The organism is Pseudoalteromonas sp. SR41-8 (assembly GCF_014163915.1).
Taxonomy (GTDB): Bacteria; Pseudomonadota; Gammaproteobacteria; order Enterobacterales; family Alteromonadaceae; genus Pseudoalteromonas; species Pseudoalteromonas rhizosphaerae.
Genome location: NZ_JACJEE010000001.1, coordinates 149,725 through 162,920 on the forward strand (window position 1 = coordinate 149,725; position 13,196 = coordinate 162,920).

General features: G+C 41.3%; 7 protein-coding genes. All 7 read left to right on the forward strand.

Features of this window, described 5'->3' with window-relative positions; genetic code table 11:
* Positions 1-41: 41 nt before the first annotated feature.
* Genes H5162_RS00640 through H5162_RS00670 form a run of 7 tightly spaced genes read left to right on the forward strand, consistent with a single transcriptional unit; the run spans position 42 to position 13,137 of the window.
* Positions 42-965, forward strand: a complete 924-nt coding sequence (locus tag H5162_RS00640; protein WP_182777334.1) for a restriction endonuclease — start codon at positions 42-44, stop codon at positions 963-965.
* Between the two features lie 13 nt (positions 966-978).
* Complete coding sequence (locus tag H5162_RS00645; protein ID WP_182777336.1) at positions 979-2,658, forward strand: type I restriction-modification system subunit M; 1,680 nt, start codon at positions 979-981, stop codon at positions 2,656-2,658.
* On the forward strand, positions 2,648-3,733 hold the full coding sequence (locus H5162_RS00650; protein ID WP_182777338.1) for a YhcG family protein: 1,086 nt from the start codon (positions 2,648-2,650) through the stop codon (positions 3,731-3,733). The genes H5162_RS00645 and H5162_RS00650 overlap by 11 nt, the downstream gene beginning before the upstream one ends.
* Positions 3,730-5,202 (forward strand): restriction endonuclease subunit S, encoded by a 1,473-nt coding sequence (locus H5162_RS00655; protein WP_182777340.1) that lies wholly within the window; start codon positions 3,730-3,732, stop codon positions 5,200-5,202. The genes H5162_RS00650 and H5162_RS00655 overlap by 4 nt, the downstream gene beginning before the upstream one ends.
* Entirely contained in the window at positions 5,203-6,441 is a 1,239-nt protein-coding gene (locus H5162_RS00660; RefSeq protein ID WP_182777343.1) for an SIR2 family protein, read from the forward strand.
* A gap of 1 nt (position 6,442) precedes the next feature.
* The gene (locus H5162_RS00665; protein WP_182777345.1) at positions 6,443-9,616 is read left to right on the forward strand and encodes a type I restriction endonuclease subunit R; all 3,174 of its coding nucleotides are present in this window, start codon (positions 6,443-6,445) and stop codon (positions 9,614-9,616) included.
* The gene (locus tag H5162_RS00670) at positions 9,613-13,137 is read left to right on the forward strand and encodes an AAA domain-containing protein (protein WP_182777347.1); all 3,525 of its coding nucleotides are present in this window, start codon (positions 9,613-9,615) and stop codon (positions 13,135-13,137) included. Before H5162_RS00665 ends, H5162_RS00670 begins: the two co-directional genes overlap by 4 nt.
* The last annotated feature ends 59 nt before the right edge of the window (positions 13,138-13,196 follow it).

The window sequence follows — 13,196 nt, forward strand, 5'->3', positions numbered from 1 at the left end:
AGCCATTTAGTTATTAGCTAATAAGGCTGGCAGGGAATAGTATGTCGTTACCCAATTACCAATCTTTTATGACTCCTTTACTGCAATGCTTAGCTAACGGCAAAACAGTAAAGCTCAAAGATATTGAAGCAAACGTGTACCAAATTTTAAGCTTATCGGCTGAGCAGCTTAAACTGCGTATCCCCAGTGGTAAGCAAACTTATGCTTATCACCGTTTAGGCTGGGCTAAAACTTATTTGGTGCAAGCGGGTTTAATTGAACAACCGAAAAGAGCGTTTTGTAAAATCACGCCAAAAGGGCTAGCTGCAATTGAGTCTGGCGAGCCAATCAATAATCAATATTTAAGCAAGTTTGCAGCTTTTATTGATTTTAAAACACGTTCTAAAGACGAAAGTGAACCTGCACAAGCAAATGCCACCAGCATAGTCAGTAATAACTCAGATAAAACTCCTGAAGAACTGATTGAAGCTGCAGTTGATACCCTCAATACCAACCTAAGTGATGAAATACTAAAAGCGATTCTGGCAGCATCCCCCGTATTTTTTGAAAACCTAGTGGTCGATTTAATGCTCGCTATGGGTTACGGAGGGTCACGTAAAGATGCAGGGCAAGCCACGCAATATACTCAAGATGGCGGGATTGATGGCGTCATAAAAGAAGATAAACTCGGCCTCGAAATGATATATTTACAGGCTAAGCGCTACACCAATAAAACAGTTGGTCGCCCTGATATACAAGCCTTTGCAGGTGCACTTGATATGCACCGCGCTAAAAAAGGCGTGTTTATTACAACCAGCAGTTTTAGTAAAGAAGCTTTTGATTACATTGGTAGAATCGACAAACGCATAGTACTTATAGATGGTGCACAACTTACAGAGCTAATGCTTAGTCATAATTTAGGCGTTAGCACCAAACAGGTATTTGAAGTAAAAGCGCTTGATAGCGATTATTTTATAGAAGATTAATTAGGCAAAACTAATGACCAATACTGAAGAACAACAATTTTTAACTGATCTTGAAAAAAAGCTTTGGAACGCTGCCGACAAACTACGTTCAACCCTTGATGCTGCGCAGTATAAACACGCCGTACTGGGTTTAGTGTTTATCAAATACGTGTCTGACGCTTTTAAAATCCGCCAAGACGAATTAATCGCCGCGTTTAATAATCCTGATAGCGACTACTTTTTAGACCCAGAAGACTTTGGCGGGGCAGACTCTGCCCAGTACCAAGAAGAACTTGCTGTTGAATTAGAGCAACGCGATTATTACCTTGAAACCAATACATTTTGGGTGCCAACTCAAGCGCGCTGGTCATTTTTACAAGATAATAATAAAACGGTAATTGGTGGCGCTGAGCTGCCAATTGGTAACGATAAAACCATTAAAATCACTTCGGTCGGTCATTTAATTGATAACGCGCTTGATGCCATTGAAGTTGCCAACCCAAAACTTAAGGGCGTACTTAATAAGCAATACACCCGTTTGCAAATAGACCAAGTTAAACTGGCCGAACTTATCGACTTAATCGCGACTATTCCTTTTGTGCATGCGTCATTAAATTCAAAAGATATTCTTGGTCATGTTTATGAATATATGCTTGGTCAGTTTGCATTAGCAGAGGGTAAAAAAGGCGGTCAGTTCTACACGCCTAAATCAATTGTAAGCCTCATGGTACAAATGATGGAACCCTTTAAAGGCCGTGTTTACGACCCAGCTATGGGCTCGGGTGGTTTCTTTGTACAAAGTGAGCACTTTATAAATGCGCACAAAGGTAAAATTGGCGATGTGTCTATTTACGGCCAAGAATACAACCATACCACATGGCAGTTAGCCTCGATGAATATGGCTATTCGCGGTATCGATTTTAACTTTGGTAAAGAGCCTGCCAATACCTATACCAACGATCAACACCCCGATTTACGCGCCGACTTTGTAATGGCTAACCCGCCATTTAACATGAAAGAGTGGGATGTTGGTGTAAGCGACGACGACCCGCGCTGGGCATACGGCACACCGCCATCGGGCAATGCCAACTTTGCTTGGTTACAGCACATGTTATATCACACTGCGCCTAATGGTAGTGTTGGTTTGTTACTGGCTAATGGTTCAATGTCGTCAAACACCAATAACGAAGGTGCAATCCGCAAAGCCCTTATTGAGCAAGACTTAGTAGAATGCATGGTAGCCTTGCCCGGCCAGCTATTTACTAATACCCAAATTCCGGCTTGTATTTGGTTTTTAACTAAAAACAAAAATGCGCGAGTGAGTGCCTCAGGTCGTCAATTAACCGACCGCCGTGGTAAAGTACTATTTATTGATGCGCGCAACTTAGGCTATATGAAAGACCGCGTATTGCGCGACTTTACTCAAACCGATTTAGACCAAGTAACCGCCACCTTTCACAATTGGCAGCAAGCGAGCGACTATCAAGACACCGCAGGCTTTTGTGCCAGTGTTGATTTAGCAGGCATTACCAAACACGATTTTGTCTTGACCCCGGGGCGTTATGTGGGCGCAGAAGCCGCCGAAGATGATGGCGAACTCTTTGCCGATAAAATGGCGCGCCTAACAGCTCAGCTAAAAAACCAATTTGCAGAGTCAGAGCGTTTAGAGGCGCAAATAAAACTAAACCTCAAAGGCTTAGGGTATGACATCTAAACAAACTAGTATAGCAACCGAGGCTACGCCCTTGCTATTAGCCAATATTCGCCAAGTAATTAACCAAGCGCAAAGCCAAGTTAAACACGCAGTTAATAGCGCCATGGTGCAAGCTTACTGGCATATTGGCCAGTTAATTGTTGAGCAAGAGCAACAAGGGAAAAACCGTGCTGAGTACGGAAAAGCCCAGCTTAAACAGCTCTCAATGCAGTTAACTCAAGAATACGGCAAAGGTTTTTCTAGCCGTAACCTTGCTAATATGCGCAGTTTTTACGTGGCGTTTCCAATTTTGCAGACACTGTCTGCAAAATTGAGTTGGTCGCATTACATACAATTAATTCGTATTGAAAACCAAGCGGCGCGGCTTTGGTATATGCAAGAATCTGCCGAGCAAAACTGGAGCGTGCGCGCGCTTGAACGCCAAGTGGGCAAGTTATATTACGAGCGCTTATTAGCCAGTAAAAATAAACAACCGGTAGAGCAAGAAGCCCAGCAAAATACTTTGCCACTGGCCGAACATGCACAAGACTATTTACGCGACCCCTACATTCTCGACTTTTTAAATTTAGATAGCGGCCATTACCAAGAAGCAGACCTAGAGCAAGGCATTATTAATAACTTACAAAAGTTTTTATTAGAGCTAGGTAAAGGCTTTGCCTTTGTGGCGCGTCAACAACGTATTAGCACTGACGATGGCGATTACTTTATAGATTTAGTGTTTTATAACTTCCACCTTAAATGCTTTATGCTGATTGATTTAAAGCTTAATAAACTCACCCATCAAGATGTGGGGCAAATGGATATGTACGTGCGCATGTACGAAGAGCAACAACGCCGCCCTGACGATAACCCAACCATTGGTTTAATTCTCTGTAGCGAGCATAACCACACCGTGGCTAAATATTCCGTGCTGAACGAAAGCAAACAGTTATTTGCGTCAAAATACCTGACTCAACTACCGAGCGAAGAAGAGCTACAGCGCGAGCTTGAAAAAGAGCGTGCCCGCGTGCAGCAGCAGCTGAGTAACCAGCAAAAGGAGTTTGATGATGAAGAACAAAGAGGTATCGATTTATGAGTATTGATTGGCCAATTGTTCGTTTAGGTGATTTTTGCATTAAGGTTGGCAGTGGTGCTACACCAAAAGGCGGAGCTAATGTATATTTGGATAAAGGTGAAGTATGCCTTATAAGAAGTCAAAATATATACAATGATGGTTTCAAACCTAATGGGTTGGTTTACATAACTGAAGAAGCTGCGGCTAAGTTAAAAAATGTGATAATTGAAAAAAATGATATTTTGATAAATATAACAGGTGACTCAGTTGCACGTGTCTGTTTAGCTAAAGAAGAATATCTCCCAGCAAGAGTTAATCAGCATGTAGCAATTATAAGACCAGATCCAAAACATTTTGATGCAAGATTTCTTCGATATTTACTGACATCGACAGCAATGCAAGCTTTATTATTAACAATCTCTGCAGTAGGAGCTACAAGAAATGCTCTAACAAAGAATATGATAGAGACCCTAGAGGTTTCAAAACCACCGATACGCATTCAAACTGCAATCGCAGATAATTTAGAAGTGTTAGATAATAAAATCGAACTCAATCGCCAAACCAACCAAACCTTAGAGCAAATTGCACAGGCGATGTTTAAAAGCTGGTTTGTCGATTTTGACCCTGTACGTGCAAAAATAGCGGCTAATGCCGTCGGTGAAAATTCGCAGCGTGCCGCCATGGCTGCCATTAGCGGACTCTCTATTACGCCTGTGCAAGCACAGGGGCTCGCCGCAGGCGCTATCGCAGATCTTGACCAGCTACAGCAACAACACCCAGAGCAATACCAACAACTACAAGCCACCGCCGCCTTATTCCCCGATAACCTAATCGACTCAGAATTGGGTGAAATACCAGAGGGATGGGGTATTACTGAAATAAAAGAGTTATCTTCGAAATTATCGAAAGGAACAACTGCTGCTAAAAAAGATCTACTAAAAGCAGGTGATGAAAAGATAATTAATTTCCTAAAAGTTCGAGATATCTCTGATGATGGTGAAATATCAAGAGTTAAATTGGACAAAATTCCGAAGTCTGTTCATGTTGGTGTATTAAAGCGTTCAATACTTGAGGCTAATGATCTACTTTTTTCTATCGCAGGGACGATAGGGCGCGTGGCTTTAGTTGAAGAAGACTTAACTAATTCAAACTGTAATCAAGCAATTGCGTTCATTCGTCTAAAAGAGCCTGAAATTCACCTTGAGCTTTGTTATCTAAACCTTGTGGGTAAACGAGTACAAGACGAGGTTATTTCAAAGATTGTTCAAGGTGTGCAAGCTAACTTCAGCCTCACAGGTCTTGGTGAAATTAAACTGTTAATACCCAGCCTCAAGTTTTTGGAATATTTTAATAAAGTAATTAGCGATATTCACTATAAGAAAAAATTACTATTTAGAGAGAATCGTGAATTAACAGATATAAGAGACACTTTACTCCCCAGATTGCTTTCAGGCGAACTTAGCATAGACACCAGCGAAACGGAATTTTAAATGGCAATTGAAAAAATAAAGCAAAGTGCTGACTTAATTGAAAAAGTTGAGCAGTATTTACAAAATGGTTTGAACTCAAACTCCTTGTTTAATGACGCATTAGATGAAGGGGATTTATTAAGTATTCGTAGCATAAAAGATACTGAACATACTCACCAATACAAAGCCAGTGAGGTGTTGTATTGGGTTGATCGCAACGCCTATTTAGATGAGTTTGATAATTGGAATGGCGAGCAATTGCGTGATAAACACCGAGAGGCGATTGAGTATGTTGATGCGACTCAACAAGACTCAGTTGTGTCAGACCTGATCGCCCTAATTAAAAAAAAGAAAGTGGCGCCTTTTGTTGGTGCTGGGGTTTCAGCTGCTGCAGGCTACCCAAGTTGGGATACGGTACTTAAAGAGCTGGGTAAAAAGCTGACTAATGTTGATAATGCACAAGTTGCAGAACTCTTAGCTAACGAGCGCTATTTAGAGTTAGCACAGCTATTAGCAGATGCATCATCTTCGCAACTCAATAATCATATTCGTACCACGTTTAGAATTAAATCGACCATTGAACAAGATAAAACTCTTGTGCCTGACGTGATTAAATTACTGCCGCGCTTGTGTGCAGGCGCTATGGTTACCACTAATTTTGATACCTTAATTGAGAGTTGGTTTAAAGCGCATAAAACGGCCTCTGAATTTGATGGAATTTTATGTGGTTTACAAGAGAATCATAATTTTGTTACTAAACTACTTAAGGGTGAGCGTTGTTTATTAAAGTTGCATGGTGACGCTACACAGCCGGAATCTTATATTTTCACTCAAACACAATATGAGCAAGGTTACGGAAGTGGTGGTATTGATTATCGTAAACAACTCCCTAAAGCACTGCGCCAAATATATATCAGTCATTCATTATTGTTTTTAGGTTGTTCATTACAGCAAGATAAAACCATGGAGCTGTTTGAACAGGTGCGCAACGATGGTGAGTTTGTCATTCCTGAACATTTTGCTCTATTGGCATTACCCGTTAAACCTATTGAACAGCCACCAACAGCAACTGAAAATAGTGGACAGGTTGTTCCCGCTTTTGAAGCGGACGATGATAAGCGCCAAGAAATGGAAGATAGATTGTTTGAATTAGGTATTCGGCCTATTTGGTATCCTGCAACAGATAATCACAAAATGTTAATTCAACTGATTGAGCTGATGGTCGATGTGGCCGATGGTCGCTTAATGTTAAGGGGATAAAATGATCACGGAAGACCAACTAGAACAACTTTGCCTTAACTGGTTTCAAGGCATCGGCTATCAATATATTTGTGGCTACGATATTGCCCCTAATGAACCTGCAGCTGAGCGCAGTGATTATCGCCAAGTGATATTGCATGGGCGGTTACTGGCGCAACTTAAAGTGATTAACCCGCATATTCCCATTGCAACCCTTGAAGAAGTAGCGTTGAGCTTGGGTAAAGCCGAAACCCCGATACTGATTAAAAATAATAAAGGCTTTCATCAAGCGTTGTTGCAAGGCGTAAAAGTAGAATGCAAAGTTAATGACGACAGCAAAGTTGACAATACCAGAACAGATTATGTCCAGCTGATAGACTTTAACGATGTGAATAAAAACCAGTTTTTGGTGGTGAATCAGTTCACTATTACTGGTACCAAAGGCAATCGCCGCCCAGATGTGATGGTGTTTATTAACGGCTTACCGTTGGCGCTATTGGAGCTAAAAAACCCGATTGATAATAACGCCGACATTTGGCAAGCGTTTCAACAAATTCAAACCTATAAAGATGAGCTACCCGATTTATTTATTTTTAACGAGGCGCTTGTTGTTAGTGATGGTTTAACTGCCAGAGTGGGCTCGCTGACGGCCAATAAAGAGCGCTTTGTACCGTGGCGCACCTTAAATAGTGAAGACGACAAGCCGCTATTTGAGTATCAGTTAGAAACCTTAGTAAAAGGTTTTTTTCAGCCTGCGCTGTTTTTAGATTATTTACGCCACTTTATTTTGTTTGAAGAAGATGATGGTAAAACCATTAAAAAAATCGCGGGCTATCATCAATTTCACGCAGTGCGCGCTGCAGTAAAGGCAACATTAATTGCCGCAGCGAAAGCGCAGCTTGCAGAGCCTCGCGCTAATTATGTTGATAAAGTGCAGGCAGGCTCCGGCAAAGCAGGGGTTGTGTGGCACACCCAAGGTTCGGGTAAATCGATTTCGATGTTGTGCTATGCGGGTAAGCTGATGGCGCAACCGCAAATGAATAACCCAACCATAGTGGTGGTAACGGATCGCAATGATTTAGACGGCCAGCTTTATAATACGTTTTGCATGGCAGCCGACACTTTAAAACAAACGCCAGTGCAAGCAGGGGATCGTGACGAGCTGCGTGATATTTTAACTGCTCGCCAAGCGGGTGGCATTATATTTACCACTATTCAAAAGTTTGCCCTGTTAGCCGATGAGAAAAGCCATCCTAAGTTGAGTGAGCGCCACAATATTGTGGTGATTTCAGATGAAGCTCATCGTAGCCAATATGGCGATAAAGCCAAGTTAAACAGTAAAACAGGCGAATATACCTTTGGTTATTCTAAGCACTTACGCGATGCGCTGCCACAAGCAACGTTTATTGGCTTTACTGGCACACCTATTGACGCTGCCGATAAAGATACACGCGCCGTATTTGGTGATTATGTGTCGGTTTATGATATTCAAGATGCGGTAGACGATGGTGCCACTGTGCCTATTTATTATGAGTCACGCCTTGCCAAGCTGGATATTAACCAAGCAGATATAGAGAGTTTAAATGATGACGTAGATGAAGTGATTGAGGACGAAGAGGATATTTCGAGCCGAGAAAACACTAAGTCAAAATGGGCAGCGCTTGAAAAACTAGTAGGCAGTGAACCTAGAGTCAATTTAGTTGCGCAAGATTTAGTGACTCACTTTAGTGAGCGCACTAATACTATGCAGGGCAAAGGCATGATAGTGGCAATGAGCCGCGAAATTTGTGCTGATTTATACAATGCCATAATCGCCATTAAACCCGACTGGCATGATGATGACCCAGCCAAAGGCGCAATTAAAATTGTTATGACGGGCTCAGCGTCAGATAAAGCGAAGCTACAACCGCACATTTACAATAAAGAAACTAAAAAGCTGTTTGAAAAACGCTTTAAAGATGTAAACGACCCGCTGCAATTGGTAATAGTGCGCGATATGTGGCTAACGGGCTTTGATGCGCCGAATTGCCACACTATGTACATCGACAAACCCATGAAAGGCCATAATTTAATGCAGGCCATTGCCCGCGTTAATCGGGTATTTAAAGACAAGCCCGGTGGTTTAGTGGTTGATTACATTGGTATTGCCAATGAACTAAAAGCCGCGCTGCACACTTACACGAATTCAAACGGTCGCGGTCAGCCTACCCATGATGCCCACGAAGCGTTTGCGGTATTACTTGAAAAAATGGATATTGTGCGCGGCATGCTACATGGCTGTGATTACAGTGACTATGAAACCCACGGACTGCAATTATTGCCTAAAGTGATGAATCATATTTTAAGCTTACCTAACTCGGGCGATGGTAAGCTTGACGGTAAAAAACGCTTTTTAGATGTGATGGCAGCGCTTAGTAAAGCGTACACTCTATGCGGTACGCTAGATGAAGTGGCTCCCCTTAAAACTGAAATTGCCTTTTTTGCCGCAGTAAAAAGCGCACTGGGTAAATTTACTACCGTAGATAAACGTCGCACCGATGAGGATAAAAACACCGCCCTTAAACATATCATCGACAATGCGATTATTGCTGAAGGTGTTGACGATATTTTTAAGCTGGTGGGCTTAGATAAACCTAATATTGGTTTGTTATCGCCTGAGTTTATGGAAGACGTGGCGAACATGAAAGAAAAAAACCTCGCCGTTGATTTACTCGAGAGACTATTACGTGACGAAATAAAAGCGCGAATGAAAACCGATGTAGTATCAGAGAAAAAATACTCAGACCGCATTCTCGAAACGCTGCGTAAATACCATAACCGCGCTATTGAAACAGCTCAAGTGATTGAAGAGCTGATTAAAATGGCCAAAGACATGGCCGCCGATGCTAACATGGCTGAAAATTCAGGGTTAAATACCGACGAAATTGCATTTTACCGTGCGCTTATTCAAAACGAATCCGCAGCACGCGAACTTGGTGATGACTCGCTGCGCAGTTTAGCGAAAGAAGTGACCGAAAAGCTGCGTAAGTCGACCACTGTTGATTGGCAGGTGCGCGATAGCGTGCGAGCCAAGCTGCGTAACTTAGTACGCAGAGCATTACGTAAGTTTAAGTACCCGCCAGATAAGGCAGATGAGGCAATTGAGCTGTGTTTAAAGCAAGCCGAAGCACTAAGTAATAGCTGGACACAAGAGTGAATTATTTAAAATGGGCGAGTTATTGGCGTAATTCGCTTGCCGATGCTGAGTCGGGTAAAGGTGCCTTAAAGGCGAGCGATTGCAAGTCTTTTTTAGACGTTAGCAGAGATGTGAGAGAAACGGGTAAATTGCCTGAAAATCTTGTTCAAACTTTATTTAAAGGTGAAGCAAAAGACATTAATGCTATTAATGTGATATACCGCCCAAATATATTGAGGTTGATATTACAACACGGAAAATCCCATAAAGGGAGTTTGCCAGAGATACTCACAGTTTTAACTTGCCCAATGTGGATTAATAGACAAGGATATCTTTTCCCTTCTGGCCCAGCTGTAGTGCCTAGAGATATTTTACACCCGCAAGATGATATAAAGTTTGTAGTAGGCAGTGTCGCCGATTTAGACAAGCATCTAACAACTCACAAGCTAAAAACGTTTACCTACGAGCAAGTCCCTCGTGAGCTTGTTGATGATCAGGCGGCTTCAGTAAAAAGCGATTGGCAAGATTTCATAAGTCATTGCAGTTTACTTTATCGTAATGTATGTGCAGAAGTAGATAATAAAGAAACGCAAGACTTCTATGAGCTTGCTGATTACTCATGGATAGCGGCTGTAAAGTCGGTGGCAGGCGCATCAGACAAGATACTCGAACTTTACGATTCAATTATTAGTATTAAACCAGATATTCCGCTTTTTAATAGTTACGCGACAACAATTAATAGTAACTACAAACCGTGTATTGATTACGCTGACTCTGTGAGTATTCGGTTAGGGCATTCAAGTGATGAATACGCGTTAGCAGATGCCCAGCGAGATGCTTTAACACATTCTTTAGCTATTAATGATGGTGAAATACTCGCGGTTAATGGTCCTCCTGGAACAGGTAAAACCAGTTATTTACTCTCTGTGGTTGCATCTTTATGGGTAAAAGCGGCATTAGATGGAAGTAAGCCGCCTGTTATTGTTGCTGCGTCGACTAATAATCAAGCAGTTACTAATGTTATTGATGCTTTCGGTAAAGATTTTTCTGAAGGTGAAGGGGCTCTAAGTGGTCGCTGGCTACCTGATATAGACAGCTATGGTGCTTATTTCCCCTCAAAGAGCCGTTTAAACGAAGCACAAAAAAGTTACCAAACACAAAACTTTTTTGATGGTATTGAAAACTCAGATTACCTTGAGCGAGCAAAACACGCTTTTTTAAAAAAGGCGAGGTGTTATTTTAATGATGACGCATTCGATTTAATCGATATTAAAGCGCGTCTACACAAGGAACTAGTGCACTACCAATCTATCTTGCAACGTATTGAACCGCTTTGGACTGAATTGTGTGAGACCAAGGCGATTGTTAAAGCGGTGATAGGTGATGAGCCAAACAGTAAATTGGCTGAACTCAAAGCGCTTGCTCAAAATCATTACCAAAAATCTGCCGGAATCAAGAGCGCTCTAAAACAGTGGCAACACTTTTTAGCCAATGAGTCAATTTGGTTATCTCTTTTTAGCTGGCTTAAACCCGTTAAAAATAAAAAGCAACGACAACGTGAGCTATACATTTCCTCTTTTGAGGACGGTATTGACGCATTATTAGCATCACAGGGGCCAACGTTTGAACAGGCTGAAAGTGCACTTAAACTTGCTATTAATGAGCAAGAGCAAGCTTATCAACAGGTGCATGAAGAATTTCAAACTAAAAATAACATACTTGAAAAACACAGCACTATTAAAAATAAGTGGCAAAATTTAGCACGCTCGATTGGTGTAGATGAATATAGCGAATGCGATCTTAACGCGGTTGATAAAAAGGCCGATACAGCAATTCGCTTTTTAATGTTTAGGTTAGCTGTACATTATTGGGAAGCTTGTTGGCTTATAGAAAGCGGTAAATTTGGAAATGACTTTGATAGTTTAAAAGGTAAAACGGGTAAAAAAGCGGTGATACCAAGGTGGCACAGGCGCATGATGCTTACGCCTTGTATTGTGTCTACTTTTCATGCCTTACCTACTCATATGACCTGCAGTGCATTTAATGACGGAAACTTTGACTCTGAGTATCTTTTTGATTTTATAGATTTACTGGTAGTTGACGAAGGTGGGCAAGTGTCACCTGATGTGGCAGGCGCTGCGTTTTCGTTAGCTAAAAAGGCGTTAATAATAGGCGATATTCATCAAATCGAACCTGTACGTTCGATAGCTGGAAGTATTGATATTGGGAATTTGTTCGGTGTTGATTTGCTGAATCAACGTGATGATTACGAAACAGTTCAAGCGCATGGTCGCAGTGTAGTCAATGGTAGTGTTATGAACATTGCTCAGTCTGCAAGTCAGTATCATTATCAGCCGGAGATGGAGCCTGGTATGTATTTACAAGAGCACAGGCGTTGCCTAGATGACATAATTTCGTTTTGTAATGAGCTTTGCTATAAAGGTATTTTAATGCCAAAAAGAGGTAATGACTCGGATACATTATTACCTGCTTTTGGCCACCTTCATATTGATGGCATCGCGCAAAAGCAAGCTAATGGCAGTCGTTATAATCGCCTAGAAGCGGATACAATTGCCCAGTGGTTGGCAGAAAATAAAACTAAGTTGGAGTCCCACTATAACAAACCACTTAATGAGATTGTGGGTGTTGTAACCCCGTTTTCCGCTCAAATGGATGTGTTGCAACAAGCGTGTAGTAGTTTAGGTATTGAGGCTGGAAAACAAAAAGGGCAACTCACTATTGGTACTGTGCATGCGCTGCAAGGTGCTGAACGAATCATCGTTATTTTTTCTCCCGTTTATACAAGACATAGTAATGGCGAGTTTATTGATAGTTCAGCAAGTATGCTAAATGTGGCTGTATCTCGTGCAAAGGATAGTTTTTTAGTGTTTGGCGACTTAGATGTTATATCAGCGGCGGCATCGAACTCTCCGCGAGGCGTACTTGCTAAATATTTATTTTTGAAGCCTGAAAATGAACTCATATTTAAAGTTAGTCAACGTCGTGATCTACTCGCTTTTTGCGCTGAGCCGCGATTAATTAATGATGCAATTGAACATGATCAATATTTAATTGAGCTTATTGAGCACGTGAAAGAAAGGATCATTATAGTGTCTCCATGGCTGAGCTATCAAAAATTGATTGATACAGGTATTCTCGATTCACTTAGTGCAGCAATATCAAGAGGGATCAAGGTAAAGCTTTTTACAGATAGACATTTTAATACGACAACAAATAATGCATTTGATCCACAGAAAGAGAAAGTTTTTACCCAGTGTTGTGAAAGTTTAGCTAGTAAAGGCGTTGATGTTGCGGTGATCCGAGGTGTTCATAGCAAACTAGTGATGGCAGATAATAGTCATTTAAGTGTTGGATCATTTAATTGGTTCAGTGCCGCTCGCACTGGGGTATATCTAAATATGGAAACATCGATGATTTATTCAGGCGATTTAACCAAAGAAATTAATATTCAAATCGCTTTTCTAGATTCACGCGTCTATAAACAGTTTCAGCAAAATAAGCAGGAGGTATCAGCCTGCTGATATAAGTATAAGTTTTTTCGTAAATACTAATTATTAGGTGAGTTTTAAAATAATAGGGA